At 44.6% G+C, this 20,372-nt stretch carries 12 protein-coding genes; 5 read left to right on the top strand and 7 right to left on the bottom strand.

Annotated features, from left to right (window positions below; all coding sequences use genetic code 11):
• Positions 1-109: 109 nt before the first annotated feature.
• Positions 110-2,089 carry a replication initiator protein RctB domain-containing protein gene (locus MSG35_RS03745; RefSeq protein WP_017071247.1) on the bottom strand — a complete coding sequence of 660 codons (1,980 nt, stop codon included), beginning with the start codon at positions 2,087-2,089 and terminating at the stop codon, positions 110-112.
• A 1,261-nt stretch (positions 2,090-3,350) separates the two neighbouring features.
• Between MSG35_RS03745 and MSG35_RS03740 the strand changes: the two genes are divergently transcribed.
• From MSG35_RS03740 to MSG35_RS03725, 4 genes are all read left to right on the top strand, one after another.
• On the top strand, positions 3,351-4,568 hold the full coding sequence (locus MSG35_RS03740) for a ParA family protein (protein ID WP_017061213.1): 1,218 nt from the start codon (positions 3,351-3,353) through the stop codon (positions 4,566-4,568).
• A 5-nt stretch (positions 4,569-4,573) separates the two neighbouring features.
• Complete coding sequence (locus MSG35_RS03735) at positions 4,574-5,548, top strand: ParB/RepB/Spo0J family partition protein (RefSeq protein WP_017065141.1); 975 nt, start codon at positions 4,574-4,576, stop codon at positions 5,546-5,548.
• A gap of 93 nt (positions 5,549-5,641) precedes the next feature.
• Positions 5,642-7,735: a GNAT family N-acetyltransferase gene (locus tag MSG35_RS03730; RefSeq protein WP_248382884.1), complete on the top strand. Its 2,094-nt coding sequence runs from the start codon at positions 5,642-5,644 to the stop codon at positions 7,733-7,735.
• Between the two features lie 419 nt (positions 7,736-8,154).
• A complete protein-coding gene (locus MSG35_RS03725; protein WP_248382883.1) occupies positions 8,155-9,825 on the top strand; it encodes a FapA family protein in 1,671 nt (556 codons plus the stop codon).
• 124 nt (positions 9,826-9,949) lie between these two features.
• Here MSG35_RS03725 and MSG35_RS03720 read toward each other — a convergent pair whose 3' ends face one another.
• The 6 genes from MSG35_RS03720 to MSG35_RS03695 all read right to left on the bottom strand — a co-directional run bounded on the left by MSG35_RS03720 (position 9,950) and on the right by MSG35_RS03695 (position 19,517).
• Complete coding sequence (locus tag MSG35_RS03720) at positions 9,950-12,064, bottom strand: type I secretion system permease/ATPase (protein ID WP_017061209.1); 2,115 nt, start codon at positions 12,062-12,064, stop codon at positions 9,950-9,952.
• Positions 12,065-12,082: 18 nt separating this feature from the next.
• Positions 12,083-13,993, bottom strand: a complete 1,911-nt coding sequence (locus tag MSG35_RS03715; protein WP_050647601.1) for a LapD/MoxY N-terminal periplasmic domain-containing protein — start codon at positions 13,991-13,993, stop codon at positions 12,083-12,085.
• A gap of 5 nt (positions 13,994-13,998) precedes the next feature.
• A complete protein-coding gene (locus tag MSG35_RS03710; protein WP_248382867.1) occupies positions 13,999-14,667 on the bottom strand; it encodes a transglutaminase-like cysteine peptidase in 669 nt (222 codons plus the stop codon).
• A gap of 59 nt (positions 14,668-14,726) precedes the next feature.
• A complete protein-coding gene (locus tag MSG35_RS03705; RefSeq protein WP_248382865.1) occupies positions 14,727-16,118 on the bottom strand; it encodes an HlyD family type I secretion periplasmic adaptor subunit in 1,392 nt (463 codons plus the stop codon).
• 112 nt (positions 16,119-16,230) lie between these two features.
• On the bottom strand, positions 16,231-17,526 hold the full coding sequence (locus MSG35_RS03700) for a response regulator (RefSeq protein WP_248383247.1): 1,296 nt from the start codon (positions 17,524-17,526) through the stop codon (positions 16,231-16,233).
• A 68-nt stretch (positions 17,527-17,594) separates the two neighbouring features.
• Positions 17,595-19,517 carry an ATP-binding protein gene (locus MSG35_RS03695; RefSeq protein WP_248382863.1) on the bottom strand — a complete coding sequence of 641 codons (1,923 nt, stop codon included), beginning with the start codon at positions 19,515-19,517 and terminating at the stop codon, positions 17,595-17,597.
• A 167-nt stretch (positions 19,518-19,684) separates the two neighbouring features.
• Between MSG35_RS03695 and pdxH the strand changes: the two genes are divergently transcribed.
• Positions 19,685-20,320 (top strand): pyridoxamine 5'-phosphate oxidase, encoded by a 636-nt coding sequence (gene pdxH, locus MSG35_RS03690; RefSeq protein WP_017061203.1) that lies wholly within the window; start codon positions 19,685-19,687, stop codon positions 20,318-20,320.
• Positions 20,321-20,372 lie beyond the last annotated feature (52 nt).

Raw genomic sequence — 20,372 nt, 5'->3', positions numbered from 1 at the left:
ACTTTGTCATCACTTTGTCAGCGTTAGGTGCGATTTTAATCAGCACCTAATGTGTTCAAAACTATCCATTCAGCGACGGTAAAACAGGCTTATCGCGATAGGATAATGACTAGTGGCCAATCGCCATTTCATCGAGCGCAAGGAACACGTTTTCGTCTAAATGACCTTCATGAACTTGTTTACACACTTTACGACGCACCGCTAAACCAGAGATCAAACGTTCAATGGACAGATGTCGATTGCTGGTGCTATCACGGTCGTTGTAAAGCTCAATTAAGCGACTCAGTGTTTCGTATGGGATAACGTCCTCCCCTACTCTCAACCAATCAAGCTTCTCAATGAGCTCTGAGCACTCTTCTTTGATTGAGGCATGTGAGTGCCCTGTCATAGCGGATAAAGCCGTTATGCTGCGTTCTAGAGCCTCTGCTGAGGTATATTTAGAGAGAGTAATCATGATCTCGTCTGCATTGATCTCAACAGAGTGTTTACGCTGCTTAACTCGACGTCCCAATTTGCCTCTTGGCGACGGTGCTTTACGCTGAATTGGCTCAAACTCACCGTCGATAATCTCAGACAGCTCTTCCAGCTTCTGCTTAGACACCATCTCGTTACGAAGTGGGTTCGGCAACGTTGGTGCCATATTACGCTTACCTGCGTTAGTGGTACGCGCTCTTGAGTAACGTAAGACCTCTTCCACATTACATTTGATATCTACCTGATAATCGGTCGTTTTCCCTTTTTCGATCAACGCGGTGATCGTCAAGTGATAACCCCAAAGGTTAACCAGGAAGGTATCTTCTTGATCACCGACTTCACCCAGCTTTCTGAGCTCGCGGATCAGATCCATCGAGAAACGACGCCAATCGATGTTACGCGCCAATTTCTGGTTGAGCTCACTGAGCAACATGCTATCTGAATGGCGACGTGCCATGCGGCTTCTAAAGTACGAATACATTTGGAAGACCAAGGTATGTTGCTTCAGGATTTCTGGCGGAAATAGGAAGAAATAGTCACGCGTCAGCAGCTCTTCGTAGAACGAAGGTTCCCAAACCAGGATGTATAGGTTCGGTTTAATGCGAATTTCGCCGTCAGAGCCCTCTGTAGGCGCTTCTTCCGATGCGGTAATGGTTCTAGCTAAGAATCGGAAACGATCACTCTTAAAGCCTTCTGGCATGTTCTCACTAAGCCAACGGCCTGTAAGCTCGTGCAGTTGGAAATCCGTGAATTCGATACGATCAATACTATCGCGGATCGAATCACGTGCAGGACCGCTGTCTTTCTTACCACGTAAAGACAAAATATCAGTGATGTAGAGTGGTGTTTTGTTCGGCGTGTGTTTCGCGTCTAGATGGTAATCATCTTGGTGATGATCATGATATTGAACGGTGAGCGTGAATAACGCGAATAGCGTCATCAGATCGTCAACGGTCATGATATTTTTAGAAGATCTTGTCTCGATCACAGCTCGAGTACCAGAGATCGAAACCATGGATTTCTGGTAGCTCTTACGAGTTCTAGGTGGCGCTAACGCTTGATCAATAATCCCCGCCCAATTGGTTGGCGAAACAATGAATTGATCCGCTTCATCTTTCATCGTTGGTGGGGTATTCAGTCCATGTTCATTCAGTAACCGCTTGTTTACTTTGGTTTGAGCTAGGGCTTTAGAGCGCTTTTGCTTTTCATTTTGCTTCACGCTTTCTGTCACTAAGCTGGTGGCACCCAGTACCGATATCAATTGGTTTGGGTTCACAAAGCGATGCAACATGGTTTTACCAGCAAGGCCTTCTTCAAAGCGAACGGGGATTTGTTTGAACAATCCGATATTGACTGCTGCTCTCAGCCTTTGCTGTAAGGCCGCGCGAGTGACTTGACCATCGGTTGATTCAATAATCTCAGTGGTGGAAACGTACCCGTCTTTGCTGCTAAACCCACGAAGTGAAATTAGGTTAAGAAGCTCAACTATGCTTTTGGTGACACCTTTGAAGTGTTGATATTGTTCTATCCATTCAACGGCTGTTTCAGATACCTCAAATAAATGACCATCTTTGTGGCTTCGTGCCTTAATTAACAATTTCTCTTCTGGTTTCATTTTTGATCCGTATCACACTAACCGTAATTTCACTATAGTTCCTGAATGATAAAGAAAGAATGATCATAAATAAAGAGAATTTATTGGCTTTTAAATAACTGATCTTTTTGATTAATATGATCTTAAATGATTAAGTGATCTAATGATCTGGACGTAACTTTGCTTTTAAGTGGCTGAATTTAAAGTATTAAAATAAATCGCCTTGGAAAGCATGATCATAAAGGTTCCGAAACTATGATCATTAAACTTAAGAAAGCATGATCACAGAACATCAGAACGATGATCATTAAGTCATTGTAAGCATGATCATTATTGGTTCGAAAGCATGATCATTATACTTATACAGCTTATCCACAGATCGGAATTCAACATCGGTTTCTAAGTCGCTTTTGACTTGTCTATGTGGACACTTGTGGCGGCCAATCTATCGGAACAATGATCAAGAGAGCATACTTTTTTATCGTTCCTACCCTATTGAGTGCAAAATTTAGTCTGTATCCGCTGGAAATGGATTGCTTTGATGTATTTAGCGCTGGTGGGTCTTAACTAGGAAGCATGATCATGAAATTGTCATGTTTGTGTATTCTCGGTCTGTGTCGATTGAATTTTCAATCATTGAGCCCTTATTGGCGTTGAATCCCCATTCCAAAAGCATTTGTCCGTAACTTAGCTCATAAATTACATGCTTCCGGAACGATGGTTACTTGATCATTTTTCCGGAAGTTGATCGTTTCCAATGTGCAGTTGCTCGGATCAATATTGCTAAGTTTACGCCTTGATCATGCTTCATAATTTGGCGTTATTAATTATCTTACACTGGATGTGTTCCATGATCATTCTTCCGGTTGAACTCCAATCCTTTGTCGTTTTTTGACACCCCATCTTCTCTTCTGTTTTGAATCTTTTTGTTCATTGAGTGTTTTTTAATTTTTATTGGATTGAAAATCTATAAATTCGAATGCAAATCACACCAACCGTAATCTACGGTTGTATTTCAATCGTTCCGAAGATTTTTTGCTGAAATTCCATTTACATTGTAAATAAGTGATGCTGTAACATTTTAAATGTAAGCAAGAAATAACATGGTTATGCATGATAAAAGCGGTGATTTTTGTGTTTGTCTAAGGCGATGTTTCATCAAATTGTAAAAACGCGGTCTATTTTATGTGATTTCACTCATAAATGTATGTTCATGTTTTTGTTGTGTTTGTTGTTAATCGCTGTACAATTTGTACTTAGTTAATCATTACGGAAACTGGCAATGAAAAGAGAACAAACGATTGATAAGCTCTATCAGCTAGCCGAACAAACTCAACAAGTTCAGGCTGACCGAATTGAGATTATTTTGGAAGAGCGAAGTGATGAACATTTCCCTCCAATGTCTAAAGCTATGATGGAGACTCGTTCTGGTTTAACGCGTCGTAAACTCGATGAAGCGATCACTAAACTTGAAGCTGATGGCCATCAGTTTACAAAGAACAACGCCAATCATTACTCGATTTCATTGACAGAAGCTCACATGCTGATGGACGCGGCAGAAGTGCCAAAGTTCCATGAACGTAAGCAGCACGCTGACAATAAGCCATGGATTATCAACGTACAAAACCAGAAGGGTGGTACGGGTAAATCAATGACAGCGGTTCATTTAGCCGCTTGTTTGTCTCTGAACTTGGATAAGCGCTACCGTATCTGTCTGATTGACTTGGACCCACAGGGCTCTTTGCGTCTGTTCCTAAATCCACAAATTAGTGGGGCAGAGCACGACAGCATCTATTCTGCCGTCGATATCATGTTGGACAACGTGCCTGAAGGCCAAGATGTCGATCTAGAGTTTCTTCGTAAGAACGTACTATTGCCAACTCAGTATCCAAACCTGAAGACAATTTCTGCTTTCCCAGAAGATGCGATGTTTAACGCTGAAGCGTGGCAAAGCCTTTCACAAGATCAGTCACTTGATATTGTTCGTCTGTTAAAAGAGAAGCTTATCGACAAAATCGCCGATGATTTCGATGTGATTATGATTGATACCGGCCCGCACGTTGACCCTCTAGTATGGAATGCAATGTACGCGTCGAACGCACTTCTGATTCCATGTGCAGCTAAGCGTTTGGATTGGGCTTCAACGGTTAACTTCTTCCAGCACTTACCAACGGTTTACGAAATGTTCCCGGATGACTGGAAAGGGCTCGAATTTGTTCGTCTAATGCCAACCATGTTTGAAGACGACAACAAGAAGCAGGTGTCAGTTCTGACTGAAATGAACTACCTGTTGAATGACCAAGTAATGATGGCAACCATTCCAAGAAGCCGTGCTTTTGAAACCTGTGCCGACACTTACAGCACGGTTTTCGATCTAACGGTGAGCGACTTTGAGGGCGGTAAGAAAACTCTAGCTGTTGCTCAAGACGCAGTACAAAAAAGTGCTCTAGAATTAGAGCGCGTATTACATAGCAACTGGCCTTCACTTAATCAGGGATAACAAGAATGGCAATTAAAACATCTGACTTAAATGCAAAGCTATTTGGTAAAGCAAACAAACGTCGCGTAGCAACACCACAAGAAGCGCAAACTGCGGCAAAAGAACAGGCTCAAGTGATCGAGCTTTCTGTTGCTGGCGAAGATCTGGTTTCATTTGAATTGGTTCGAATTCCTGCGGCTGAAGTGGCTACTCGAACGGTTGTTTTTGAAGAGAACGCTCGTGAGCAATCTTTCTTAAACGAGCACGCGCTTTCTGATGTTCTTACAACATTGAAAGAACGTGGTCAGCAATACCCAGCAGTTGGTCGTAAGAACAAAGACGGTAAGATTGAAGTTCTTGATGGTAGCCGTCGTCGTATGTCATGTATTTTGGCTGACAAAGAGTTCCTAATTTATGTTGCTGAAAACATTAACGGCGAACACGCTAAGTTCCTATCAGACGTAGCTAACGCTCATAAACCGCTTTCTCTTTACGAGAAGGGCAAAGAGATGCAAGCGAAGCTGGACAAAGGCGAAGCTGAAGACCAGAAAGCACTGGCAAAAATGTTCCAGTGCAGTGAAGCTTTGGTGAGTGGTGCATTGAAAGCAGCCGCTTTGCCACTTGAATTGCTACAAGCTTACCCAAATGTGAGCGACCTTGGTCGTCCAACTATTGTTAAACTGCACAAGCAGTTTGGTGGATTGACGAGTGAACAGCAGCAAACACTGCTGACTAAGTGTGATGCTTCTGAAGGTTTTGTATGGCAGCGTAGTGAAGCTCAAGGCGTAACTCGTCTAACCAAAGACGTGACAGAAACTTTGGAAGGTTGGATTCTTGAATTGGCGCCAGCGCCAGCGAAGAAAGCTTCTCCAAAAGTTGAGCTTATTAAGGGCCGCGCATCATACAGCCGCAAGGGTTCAAACTTGGCGTTGAACCTTAAGAAGGTTGATGATGCAACAATGGAAGAAATCCTCGCCTTCGTTCAATCGAAGCTCGACTAAGTCGACGACTTTTCATTACTCCTCTAAAGCCGCTTAATGCGGCTTTTTATTTGGCTGTGATAAACTGTGTTTAGATGAATCTGGACGCTAACTATGACAAACCCAACCAACACTTTTCTGCATACACTTTCTAATATCGCTCAACATAACGATCACCGTTACGGCGTGGTCTTTGATGGCGATTTTGATTGGCAAAACTCAGCTGTTTTTACCTTCCTTCAAGACTCACACACTCCGAGCATCTTCCAGATTGGCGGTACGCCATTTGAAGGTGTGATTCATGCTCCAGTAAAAAAAGGCCAACAACTGCTTGGTCGTGAGTGCCAAGTTCTTGTTTGTGACTTTAGAGAGCAGTTTGATGCGAATGGTTTTAGTGCTGCGCTGGGTTCGTTAGTCGGTGGTGGGCTGCTGTTGGTGTTGCCGCCAAAAGTTGGTGCCTCTGAAGATAGCGAGAGCTTTGGTCAACGTTGGTTAAAACGTCATTTCGATAAACTGACCTCTGTTTCACAACACAATGAAGCCGGCGATGTAGTTCAAGCAACTCACGCTCTTCCTCAGATGCAAAGCGCCCAAAACGGATTGGATAAATTTGAACAGCAAAATACGGCTGTTGAATTAGTTAAAAAGGTAGTGTCTGGACATCGTAAACGTCCTTTGATTCTCACTGCGGATAGAGGACGTGGTAAAAGCTCGACATTGGGTATTGCCGCAGCGCAGCTGTTAGTTGAGCGTCACGGGTTTAATATTATTGTTACCGCGCCTTCAGTGAAAGCGGTAGAGCCGGTATTTTCTCATGCTAGCCAAGGGTTAGAATCTTGCGAAGTGGTAAACGCTACTCACATTCGTCATCAAGGTGGCAGTTTAAGATTCGTCGCGGCAGATGAATTACTTAAATCTAAGCCTGATTGCGATCTGTTATTGGTTGATGAAGCAGCTGCAATTCCAATTCCGATGCTTAAATCCATGGTCGACATCTATCACCGTATGGTCTTTTCAACTACGGTACACGGTTACGAAGGCTGTGGACGAGGGTTCGGTATTAAGTTTGAATCTTGGCTTTCTGAGCATCGTCCGGGGTGGAAAGGCTTTAAGCTCGAACAACCGATTCGTTGGAATAACAACGATCCGCTAGAAGCTTGGTTGTTTGATTGCTTCCTACTTGGTAATGACGCATCACTCAGTGAATCGGCGGTTGCTGAACTCGATGGCTTTTCTGCCGAGGTAATCAACCAATTAAACTTGGTCGAGTTATCAAAAGCAGAATGCTTGGCTAATCCTGAGCAGCTACAGCAATGTTTTTCTCTTCTTGTGGATGCGCACTATCAGACGTCGCCAAATGACTTAATACAGTTTCTCAACAATCCAGCAATCCGTTTATACGCCGCTTGGAAGCAAGATGAATGTTTAGGCTGTATGTTAGTGACGGAAGAGGGAGGTTTGGACTGCGAGTTGATTGCTCAAATTCAACTTGGAAAACGCAGGCCTCAAGGTCACCTTGCTCCTGTATTACTGGCAAACCAACTTGGTTGTACTCAGGCGGCGATCAGTCGTTGCCTACGAGTTATGCGTATTGCCGTTTCAACTCGTCATCAAGGTTTGGGTATTGGCCGTTGGATGTTGGCTCAGTTATCACAGCAAACCAGCCAAGCAGATTATCTAGCGACAAGTTTTGGCGCGACCAGCGAATTGATTTCTTTTTGGCGGGGTAGTGAATTCGAAGCTGTGCACATCGGCCACCAGCGAGATCAGGCCAGCGGCTGTCACTCGGTTCTGATGGTTAAGGCGCTTAACTCAAACTCTCAAGGCTGGATAAACCAAGTTAAAAATCACTTCGAGCGTAGCTACTGTTTTCTTGTTTCAGGTTCTTTGGCTTCACTTGAAACCGATATGGTACGAGCGCTGCTGCCAAAGAGTGTTCACACTGTTAGCGAGTTTGAAACTCAGTTAGTTAGAAATTACGTGAACGGTGGCAACAGTTATGATGCGATCAGCTTCAGCGTACTGAACTTGATTCTACTCAGTAACGATCGAAACATAGGTATTTCTGACTTACTCATCGCAAAGGTTGTTCAGCAGAAAGAGTGGGGGACTTGTGTCGAACAGTTTAATCTTGTTGGTCGCAAACAAGCAGAGATTCAGTTTCGTAAAGATGTCGATGCTCTGCTAGCCTATTTACAGTGTAAATAGGCTAGCCATTATTTAAATAGACTGACCGCTACAAATTAGATTTACAGTGTAAATTAGAATCTTGGATTTACACTGTAAACTGAAGCTCCTTATCGAAATCTTTTTTACCCTGATTATCAGTTTCATCACTTCTGTTTCATCTACCCACGACAGCCTTTAATCTTCTAAAGCTATTCGCTTTTACTATCTAGCCCTACATCGAATCAACATTCAATCGCACGAAATATATTGAAAAAAACTTCCCTATGTATTTGTAAAGGCGAAGCAGATCATAAAATGTGTAAGTCTTATTTATGAGTCATGTTTGCAGAATCGAAAGTAAGTGATGTGACGCTGATTATTCTAATAATGTGATACTCAGCGCAGAATGAATTATATAGACTGAATAACAACTGAGTCATTAGGGATACTCAATTCGAATGTGGGATAACATCGTTACATTGTCGGAAGACAAGCAACAAGTAATGGCATGTCTGCCAACCGGGACTGTGGTTGACGCAAGCTTTGGTAACAAGACGCTGCCACCAACCTTGGAAGCTTTGAATGCATCAAACTATTTTCTTTTCGAAGAAGAGGTGTTGCGTTTCGTTACTCTTGCTAAAGAAGGTAAGGGTGAAGCTTATGAAGGAATCTTGATTGCCGAAGTTCGAAATGCCACTGTTGCGGTCGAACTGTCTGATGATGAGATGTTGGCGAGTCTCGTGGTCACTGGTCCCTACAATGGACACCCACTGCGTGGCAGCGACATCATTCATTGTTTATCTCAAGCTCAAATAACAAAAGGAATAAATAAGTTAGCGCTCAGAAAAGTTCTGATGATGAGTAGCAAACTTAAGCCCGGCGAAAAGTTTACTCAGCCAGTCGCTAAAGGGACACAACCAGTAAAAGGTAAAGACGCTAAGTTTGCCGCTTTGGTTGAAGATATTACTCGTCAAGTCTTGAAGCCTCGCAGTAAAGACGAAGGCAAGATTGATATGCGAGACTTGGGACAAACCATTACCGTTGGTCAAAATGATCACTTAATGAAACGTACCCCCGCTACCAAAGGTATCGCTGGCTTTACCGTTCAAGGCCGAATTATCCCACCGCTTCCTGGACAAGACAGTTTAATCAAGCCTGGAAAGGGCACCTACATCTCCCCTGAAGATCCCAATTTACTACTTGCCTCACACCCTGGATTGCCCATCATTAAAGATCGAACCATCGAAGTGGATGACGCCTTATGTGTCAGCAACGTCGATGTCTCAACTGGGCACGTTAAATTTAAAGGTAATGTCTTTGTCTCTGGCAACATCGAGCCGGGTATGATCGTCAAGGCGACCGGAAGTGTTACGGTTGGTGGCTTTATCGAATCGGCCGAAGTTCAAGCTCAGGGGGATATCAAAGTCGCCAAAGGGATTATCGGCCATACGACCAAAGAGGGTGAGCCAAAAAGTTGTAAGGTATTTAGCAAAGGCTCTATCACAGCAAGCTACGCACAGAATGCCGAGCTACAAACGGCCAACGACCTTAGACTTGGTGTGCACAGTATGAGTAATGACATTCGCTGTGGTAACAACCTTATCGTGATGGACAGTTTGAAAAAACACGGCACCCTCAGCGGTGGTGAAGCCAAAGTCGGCGGAAAAGTAGAATGTGTCTTCTTAGGTGTTGAGGGAGATACCGCAACCAAGGTACATGGTTTTGCGCGCTACGATGGTTACCGCCAAAAAATAGCCGAGCTGAAGGAAACTTATAAACACACTCAAGAACAAACCATGGGTGTGATTCGCCAAGAATTAGAATTTAAGAAGCGTCCGAAAGCAGAGAGAAGCGAAGAGCAAGCTCTAGAAATTGAGCAGCAACGTGAGAAGAATAACCTCGCAATTGAAAATACAAAGTCGCAGTTAGATACACTCGAAGCGGAGTTTGAAACCAACCTTGCTGAATGCACGGTAGAGGTACACGAAAAAGTGTATACCCGAGTGACGATTCAATTTGGTGATGAGACAGTCACAACCAAGAGAACCCACGGCGGAAGTGTTTTCTCATTCAACCAATACGAGATTCAATGTTCATTCAAGATGGAGCAAGAGGATATTGCTTTGTAGACTTTTGTGCTGAACACAAAGTGACGTATTGTCTAGGTGTCGATACTGACAAATAGAAAAAGGGGAGCTGATGCTCCCCTTTTGCTTTCTACTGATAATGATTTATTTAGGTGGATTGCGCGTTTTAGCTAACCGCTCTTACTCGGCCTTGTTTAAGGTCTGAAAGAACCTGTGCTTTTGGACCATCTGCAATGATGCAGCCTTTCTCCATTACGATCACTCGATCGACAATATCCAACATCGACGTTTTGTGCGTAATCAGAATCAACGTCTCGCTTGGTAGCAATTGGTTAAGTTGGTGTTTGATGTGCATCTCTGAACGGTTATCCATAGCACTGGTCGGCTCATCCATTAGCAATACTGGCGGACGGCCTAGAAAGGCTCTTGCAATGGCAATTGACTGACGTTGACCACCAGATAGTAAAGCACCACCTTCACCCACTTGGCGTTCTAAACCTGCCGGATCTTGTTGAGTAAATGCGGTTACGCCTGCACGGTTCGCTGCATCCATCACGTCACGGTCATCCACCAAAGGGCGACCTAAGGTGATGTTGTCTCTTACCGAGCCGTAGAACAGGTTACTGTCTTGTGGCACACAGCCTATATTGCGTCGTACGTCGACATGATGCAGTTGCTCCATATCGGTGTCATCAATGCGTACATGGCCTTCTGTGGGCTTGTACAGGCCCATAATCAGGCGTTCTAGCGTGGTTTTACCGGAACCAATACGACCAATGATCGCCACTTTCTCTCCTGGGCTAATATTGAGGGTTAAGTCTCTAATAGAAGCCACGGGTGAATCTGGGTAGTGGAACGTCACTTTATCTAGCGCGATATGACCCTGAATAATCGGACGATGGATATAACGTTTACCTTCTTCTTGTTCATCCGGCATCGACATCACTTGCTCAATCAGAGTCATTGATGACTTCGCTTGGTTGTAACGAGTCGAAAGCAAAGACAACTGAACAAGAGGACCAATCGCTCGGCCGCTCAACATGGTCGCGGCGATCAAGCCACCCATCGTAAGTTCACCTTCCGCTATTAGGTACACGCCGAAAATGATCATACCAACGTTAGTACTTTGCTGAACAAAGCCGGCGGTGTTTTGGATGCTGTCAGTGATGCGTCGGCTTTTGATATTCCAATTCGCCATGTGAGCAACCGCTTCTTCCCAACGGAATTGGAATTGGCTTTGCGCACTGAACAGCTTAACCGTCTCTAACCCTGCCAAACTCTCGATTAAGTTCGCGTACTTCTGCGAAGCAAGACGAGAGCCTTCTTCAATGGTACGGCGCAGTGGGCCTTGGATTAGCAATGCATAGACGATCAAAATGACCACGCCAGCAACGGGAACGAATACAAGGTTTCCAGCCATTAACCAAATGAGTGCTAAGAACATCAGTGCAAAGGGGAGGTCGATGAGCGAGCCAATGGTTGCAGAGGTAAAGAATTCTCGGATTGATTCAAATTCTTGCAGGTTTTTAGCGAAAGCACCGACAGAAGCTGGCTTCGCTTCCATACGAATCCCCAGTACTTTACTGAACAGCTTGGAGGAAATGAGAATATCGGATTTCTTACCAGCAACATCAATGAAGTAGCTTCTCATCAATTTGAGCAGCAAATCGAATAGGAACACGACAAAGATACCACTCGCTAGCACCCATAAAGTTTCAAAGGCGAGGTTGGGTACTACCTTGTCGTACACCAAACGTGTGAACATGGGCGCGGCAATCGCGAAGATGTTGATCAGAATGGAGGCAATCAACACATCTCGGTAGATGTTTTTAGATTCCCAAATCGTACTCCAAAACCAATGCCCTTTGCGTGTTTTTAGAACCTCTGGTGAACGTTCATCATAACGGAACTGTTTCTTGACCAAGAAGTAGCGACCGATGAATTGTTCTTTCAGCTCTTCGACAGGAATGATGATTGGCACCATTCCGCTTTCCGCTGTAATGATTTCCGCTTCTTGCTTCTCTAAATCGATACTGTTGAGAACGCACGCCTCACCTTGTTTAAGCAGTAAAACCGCAGGCAGAATCAGGTGAGGGATCTTTTCTAAGTCGGAACGGTTTTCTTTCGCCACTAATCCTGCTCGTTCAGCAGAACGAGGGAATAGGAAAGGGGTTAGCTTTCCATCGGATAGTGGTAGCCCATTGATCAACGCTTCGGGCGAGTTAGCTAACCCGTAATACCGGCTAACGTAGATCAGTGAGTTCAATAGTGGATCTTGCATGTGATATAACCCTTACAACTATTTATCAACAATGAAGCCTTGGAACACTTCTACGTAGTTATCAGACAGGATATCTAGCTGAGTCTGAGTTTCTATTCGTGACGCGATGGTGGTGACGCCTAGGTTGTGAGCGGTTCTAGAGATCGACGTTAAGGTGAACTTCTGTTTTTCGTCATCAAGATTATGTGTGAACAGGTAATCTAGCTTCACATAGCTTGGACGGTATTCGTTGATGTAATCCAGTGATTGGAAGTTACGTCCGTAGTTATCGACACCAAACACCGCTTCAGCGTTGCGAATGGTGTTACACAAGAGTGCGGTGTAGTGCGGAACGTTGATGAAGCAGTTTTCTGGAATCTCAAAGTGCAACAGGTGAGCGATTGAAGCATTCTGTTCAAGCGTCTTACCGATCCAACGGATGAAGCTTGGTTGAGAAATACTGCTTGGTGAAATATTAATAGCGACAGGGCTGGTTACTTCTTTTGCATTAAGCTTTTCAATCATCTTCTCGATAACGTATTGGTCGAGAATGTGGCTCATTTCAAGCTGTTCTAGGGCGTATAGATACTGGTTTGCACCGTAACGCACGCCATCTTTTTCAATCGCAGAGAACACTTCTTGGTGATACGTTTTACCAAAGGCATTGTTTGCAGCCTGCAGACGGAAGGTAATGAGGTCGTTGATGATCGCTTCTTCAACCAACATGCGCCATTGTTGTTTGCCCATCACAGCGCCGTGATCGTCTGCGGTTACGTAGCCGTAAGACAGCTCTCGGTTCGCCTTGGCACTTGAAAGTGCGTTATCCACCAGCGACATGATTTCAGTACTGGTTTTACGCGTGTTGCTGTATGTCACACCAAGAGCAATGTGTGGGTTCGCAGTGCCTGTTGGGTCTGAACCTAGGCTCTGAATACAGTTTACGATGCTGCTCGCGACAAGTTTCAGTTCGCTCTCATCAATGTTTGGCATGATGAAACCGAACTCGTCACTAGAAATACGAGCGATGGTGATATCTGGTGATGAGATTGAAGCTTGTAGCTGTTCAGCCAGTTGATGAACCAGGGCATCACCTTCTTGATAGCCCTTTTCATCGTACTCTTCACTAATAAATTCCGCTTTAAGCACCGCTAAACCACCTAAGCTCGACTCTTCTAACCATTGTGTTAACTGAGACATGTAGTAAGCACGGTTACCGAGCTGAGATACAGGGTCGATATACGCTCTTTCACGTAACTTCTGAGCTTCTTTCGCTTGGTTTTTAAATGCCAGTTCAACTTGAGTCGACATGTGGTTGATACCATCGACAACCAAGGTTAGATCTTTTGTCTTTGGACGAGCCAGAGGTTCGCCAAACTGATTCTTAGCGATCTGATCCATCTTCGTAATGATCAACGAGAGCGGGCGTAAAGCGCGCTTAAGGATCCAAGAAATAGATACCAAACCGAGCAAGAAGATCGTGCCAAATATGCTCAGTAAGCGGATGAATGCTTGCCAAAGTTGATCATAGGCAGGGCCAGGATGACTTACGATCTCGACTTCGGCCAATTGCATCCAGCCACTGGTGATCACGCGGCGGTCATGAACAGGCTCGAACAGGTTTAGGTTGGTAAACCACTCCGGTACGCCGGTTGGCTTTACAGGGTATGAGCGGAGAATGTCTTCACCGCTGTCGAGAAAGATTAATCGAACGACGGAATAAGAACTGCCATCAAACAGGGCGTTGATAACAGACTCCACTGCCACCTTGTCCTTTTCTTCTAAGTAAGGGGCGAGAGCCAGTCCAACAGTATTAATGGTATTACTTACCTCAGAGCGTTGCTGCTCCTCTAAGTATCCACGGGTGGTATTGAATTCGATCATAAAAACTGACGTCATCAGCAGTATGAACACTGCAACCATCCCGACCACAAGCTGTTTATATAAAGTCATTGTACCTACTCATCGTAATTGATAATGGGTTTGTTTAATTTTAGAGAGCGCTCACGTGAACGTAAGTCGTTCCATAAGCTCAATCTTGAAGATTTCCCTGCTAACTTGCCGCTGCCTGCTGCCGACTTGATCAACCAAAGGTTTTTACCGTTGAAACTGTAAATTGGTCGTAGATCTGGGCGTTTGGAACCGCGTTTAATTTCAGGGTTTAAGTTGTCCAAAATTAGTGGCTCTGCACTCGGTGTTGAGTAGTACGCCAACACCATGTGGAACTGGTTTAGCTCCAGTGCTTTTACGTACACTAATCGTAATTTTTTATCTGGGACGCCCAGTTCAAGCAAAGAGAAGTATTTTGCGATAGTGAAGTCTTCACAATCACCGGCGTTGCTGCCTAAAAATTCCAGTGGTGTTGCCCAGTAGTCATTCTTTCCCCACAGTATGTTGTCATCGACAAAGTACATCTGGTTGAAGAACTGGTTCACCGATCTGAGCTTCTCTTTTTCACTTAATCCGTCGTATGACGTCATATTTGAGCGCCACGTTGTCACTCGCTTTCCGGCTCTATCGCCGTAGGTTTTGGTCACCGCATCTATCCACCGTTGGTCGCTCTTGTTGAGCGCCACAGAGGTAAAAGAGGTGAGGACCAGCAGCAAGAGCGAAATCCGAGACTTCATAGCCTCTGCTCTTGTCTATTTACTGTGTGTTGAAAGGCGTTGTTAAACATCAAACGTCCTTACTCTTTTAGTGCATTGTTTTGAGCGCTTAATATTGGCTTCAACATGTACTCAAGCACGGTTCTTTTACCCGTGATGATGTCGACAGAGGCCGTCATTCCCGGAATAATTGGCAGTTCTTCGTTTTTACCAAAATTGTGTTTTTCGGTGCGTACACGCACGATGTAGAAGCTGTTGCCTTCTTCATCTTGAGTGGTATCGGCGCTGATGTGCTCTAACACGCCTTCTAGACCACCGTATTTAGTGAAGTCATAGGCACTAAATTTAACGATGGCAGTCAATTCTGGGCGCAGGAAAGCGATATCTTGCGGGGCGATCTTCGCTTCAACCAATAGAGAGTCTTCTGTCGGTACAATCTCAACGATGTCCATACCCGGTTGGATAACCCCGCCGACAGTATTAATACCAAGAGTTTTAACGGTGCCGGTTACCGGAGAAACCACCACAGTACGGTTTACTCGGTCTTCAAGGCCAACAGCCGATTCGGTCATTGCAGAGAGCTTATCTTGCGCTTGATTGAGTTTTTCTTGTTGTTCGGAGCGGAAGTTCAGTGCGGCATCAATACGGCTGAGCATGGATTCTTTGATGGCTGAACGTAACAGAGGGATTTTTAGCTCGCTTGAGGTCATTTCTCGGCGAGTGTCGTTGACTTGTCTTTGCAGTTTAAGTAATTCAATTCGTGGTACTACCCCTTCATCGGCGAGGGGCTTGGTGATATCCAGCTCTTGGCGAGCAAACTGGTAGCTCTGTTTTAGGTTTCGAACACGCGCTTTAATCTCAACTAGGTCTTGCTGTTTCTGTTCAACTTGTTGATCAAAAACGGAAAGTTGGTTTCTCAGATTATTGAGATCTTGACGATATTCTGCTTTTTGACGATTAACCAGTTGAGGTTGAAGTTCATAGAATTTAGGTGGGAAGGCGAGCTTGCCATAATCGAGAGTGACACTTTTCTTCCATTCTTTTTCAGAGAATTCTTCGTTGATGACAACACTGGTCAGGGAAGCGGAAAGCATTAACACGTTGGCGGTCAAGTTCGCGACTTGTTGTTCACGTTCGCGGAAGTCAGAACGGAATCGTGTGTCATCGATTAACAGCAGTTGTTGGCCTTTTTGAACTTGTTGGCCTTCTCTAACTAAGATCTCTTTAACCAAACCACCCTCAAGGTTTTGCACCACTTGGAGCTGAGAGGAAGGGATGACTTTGCCTTGGCCAACGGTAACTTTGTCGATCTCTGCCCAGGCAGACCACCCAATAGCAGCAATAAAAAACAGAACGATCACCCACAACATAATACGCGCACTGGTGGGCGTATTGAGGAGCAGTGCCGCTGTTTTATCATCGACATACTCAAGCTCGGTCTCGTTCAATTTGCTGAAATTTTTCTGACTCATAACAGTCCTTGTTCGCTAAATAAAAGTGCAACCCTATTGAGTGTATTCTTACTTTTGATAAATGTTAAGATTTTGCTCCTTTAAATCTTTGAATTTATATATTTTTTAAGACTTATCGGTTCTTGAAATCTGTTTTATCGAGTTGGTGCTTTCTTAGTTTGTCATACAGTGTTTTTCGCGACACCTGCAGCTCTTGTTGTACTTCTTTTAAACGACCTTGATGACGATGTAGCGCCTCAATCAAGAGAATTTGTTCAAAGCTATCGGTGCGTTGGTTTAACGACCGTTGTTGTACTTCAATACTCATATCGAGTTCATTGTCGTCATTTGGCTCATTAGTATCGCTGTCGAGCGACGGCTGTTTAATTTGAGTCAGCACTCTGAGTTCAGCATGTTGGCGAAGCTGACGAATGTTCTCCGTCCAATGCGTTGCAATGAGTCGCTGAATCTCTTTTTCTGTAATGACGGGTGGCGGCAGTTGATAGCGACTGGCTGCACCGCGAGCAAAGTGCTTGAACAAAGAGCCAATATCTTCCGTTCTTTGCGCCAAGGGTAGTAAATTAAATCGGCGCAGTTCACCTGTAATTGTAGTAGGAACTACTGTAGTTGCGATAATGATACAAGTTGCATTGGTCTTGCATGAGTTTTCACGAAGTAGAGTGGGTTTTAGGTTCGCTAACCACAGCCATTGATCCTGAGTTAATGCTTCTGTCTCATGGATATAGAGTGTTCCACCTTGATGCTTCAAGAATAGTTGCAAAACAAACTGATGGAATGTCGCTTCGTCACTACGTGGCAAATTAAACGCAGCGACAGGGCAAAGCTCTGCGGTCTGATGACTGTGTAAATCATGGGTGTATTGTGCAGTGACCCTTTTCCCCGTCCCTAAATCACCAACAAACAATAGAAGTGGGTTAGTTTTGGTATCTAGGGTGATCAACTCTCTGCGTAATGCCTGCATCGATGGTGATTGACCAATCAGTTTCGGGCCAACCTGATTTTGCATTGCCAACTCTTTACGCAATAGGTTGTTCTCTTCAACCAGTGCGAGTTTATCTGTCGCTTTTTTAACGGCAGTGAGTAGAGCATCGACCACAAATGGCTTTTCCAGAAAATCGTAAGCGCCGGCTTTCATCGCGGACACCGCGGTTTGCACGTCACCATGTCCAGTCAGCACGATGATCTGAAAATGAGGATTTTGGCTCAGTAACTTTTGCGTTAATTGAATGCCATCCATTACCGGCATGTGAATATCGGTGATGACAATTCCGGCTTGCGTGGTATCTATTTTCTTTAATGCCTCAATAGCATTGGGAAAGCAGACGATATCGATGCCTTCAATGAGCATGGCTTGTTCTACGGAGTCTCGAATGGCGGGTTCATCGTCGACAAAATAGAGTTTAGGCATAGAGTGCAAAAGTCGAGTCCTTAGCAGTAGGTGAGATTCGTTTTCTAATCAGCGATAACAACGGCGTGTTAGCCCTTATCGTTATATAACGGGATGTTTAGCGAGAATACCATGCCTGAAGGCTCTAACCGGTTCGCGCTGATCGTGCCGTGATACGCTTCAATAATCCGTTTCGATATTGAAAGCCCTAGCCCTAAACCTTCCGGTTTGGTGGTAAAAAACGGGTCGAACAGCTGATCTAGCTTATCGTTCGGCATGCCAATTCCGTTATCCCAAATGATCAGCTGACAAGAGTCATGATGCAGTTGCCATTCGATGCCTACCTGTGGGCTAGCCTGTTGGTCAACGCTTTCCAGGTTTTGTTGCTCCTGCAAGATTTTCTGTTCAAGAACTTGCTGTTGAAGCGCTTGAGTCGCGTTGTGAATCAGGTTCACCAGTACTTGTTCGAGTTCGGTTGGATGAATCGCAATATTGATATCATCTGGCACCGTGCTTAGCCTCAGCGTAATACCTTGCTTGATCATCAGCGCACTGAGAATGCTGGTGGCGTTATTGACCGCTTGATGCAGGTTCGCCACATGATGTTCTTGTTTGGTGACCTTGCGAGTAAAGACTTTGAGTCGCGCGATGATGTCGGTAATGGTGTTGTTGAGGCCAATCATTTTCTCAAGATTGCTTTTCACCAAATCGGTTCGTTCCATTTCAAGCAGTTTTAAGCTGTTCTCACTGTAGGTTCGCAGTGCTGCAAGCGGTTGGTTGATTTCGTGGTTAATGCTGGCTGACAGCTCACCGAGTACCGCTAATTTCGCGGTTTGTGTCAGCTCTTGCTCTGTCTGTTTCAACTTAGATTGCGACTCTTGGTATTGAAAAAGGGTTTGTTGCAGCTGTTGATTGGATTGCTTCAAGTAGTGGGTACGTTTATCTACGGTTTGTTCTAGGTTTTGGTTGAGTCGGGTCAACGCCACTTTCGCGAGATAAGTCTGGCGCCACGACCAAGCGATGAGCATCACCAAGCTGTAAATCACCACGAAGATGACATCGATCTGCAAGATTTTAATAAGTTCAGCTCTGGTCTCTTTTAGGGCGACGACTTGGTACTGGTTGTTGCTGACCGCTGCAGGGTAAAGATTAAAAGCACCAAGCTTGAATAACTGGTTGGCGGTAAGCTCTTTTCGGATGTCATTGGATTTAAGGTTATTAGATTGATTGGCGTTGCTCGCTTCTGACTGAGAGCTTGAAGAACGAAAAACTTCGATGATCGAAATTTCGCTTTGACCGTATTGGCGCTGAAGTGCGATATCCGTTTGTTGTTGCTGCGTTAATGGCAATAATGAATGGTAAAGCCACGGAGCTTGGCTTGATAGAAAGACCACTTGGTTAGAGTCGAGTACTACGATCTCAAAATCGTCGCTGGTTAGGATGTTTTCGAGATTTTCCAAGCTCACTTTTACGGTGATAACGCCAACAATTTCCTTGTCGATATACAGAGGTGAAGACAGAAAATAACCTCGTACGTTCGAGCGAGCGCCTAGCGCGACATATTGTGTGTTGTTACCTTGAATTGCAGAAGCAAAGTAGGGACGAAACGAGAAGTTCTCACCTACAAAAGTACGAGGCTTTTGGTAATTACTGGAAGCGACCACAGTACCGCTCGGGTCGTGAATATAGATGGTGTCGGCCTGGCTTTGATTCGACCATTCAAACAGCAATTGATTGAGCTGCGCAGCGGAAATCTTGTCTGATTGTGGTGATGAGTCAAAATAAGAGAGCAAGCGCGGGTCATGGCTGAGCAAATCCGGGATCTGTTTGAATTTATCCAATTCAGAGTCGATTTGTAGATTGGCTTTATTCGCTGCTTCATCGAGTTGCTGAGTGACGATTTTTTCTTGGAATTGCACTGCCAGAAAGTGGGTTGCAGTCAGCCCTGCAGCTCCCAATAACAATGAGAATAAAACAAAGGGCGTCATTAGGTTAGGCAGTATTTTTGTCACTCGGATTTCAACTTGTCATCGGTTTGTATAAAGATTATCAATATGATGGAGAGAGTACCGAGATCTTGTTAACACAGAGCACCTTCTGTGAGACAAAACCATGGCTTAGACTTGTGTTTCAAAGGATTACGGCGCAAAATCACAAAAAAATTAAAAGGAGCAACCAAATGGAACTGACAGATATTCGTCGCGAATACGCTAAGGGTGGATTGAGACGCAAAGACTTGGCCGCAGACCCGATTGAGCAATTCAATCTATGGCTAGAGCAAGCCATTGAAGCGAAGTTGACGGACCCTACTGCCATGACAGTTGCTACGGTTGATGAAAATGGTCAGCCATTCCAACGAATTGTTCTGCTGAAGAATGTTGATAAAGACGGTTTCGTTTTTTACACCAACTTAGGTAGCCGTAAAGCGCACCAGCTTGAGCACAACAGCAAAATCAGTTTGCACTTCCCTTGGCATCCACTTGAGCGACAAGTTCATATTACAGGCACGGCTGAAAAGCTGACCGCTATGGAAAATATGAAATACTTCTCGTCACGTCCAAAAGAGAGCCAATTGGCCGCGATTGCAAGTAAGCAGAGTAGCCGCATCTCAGCGCGTGGGATTTTAGAAGGTAAGTATCTAGAGCTTAAACAGAAGTTTGCCAAAGGCGAGATTCCCGTGCCTTCTTTCTGGGGTGGCTTCCGAGTTCGTGTTGATAGCATTGAGTTCTGGCAGGGTGGTGAACACCGCTTGCACGACCGTTTCTTGTTCTCTCGCCAAGACAACAGCTGGGATATTGATCGCCTAGCGCCTTAGGCTGCTTGATCGCTTAGCTGCTTAATAGATCCAAAAATGCCGTTGATTAGAC

It is taken from the genome of Vibrio sp. 1CM23M (assembly GCF_023161755.1).
Lineage (GTDB): Bacteria > Pseudomonadota > Gammaproteobacteria > Enterobacterales > Vibrionaceae > Vibrio > Vibrio coralliirubri.
Note: the sequence above shows the minus strand (reverse complement) of the source record. Positions and strands in the feature narration are given on the sequence as shown.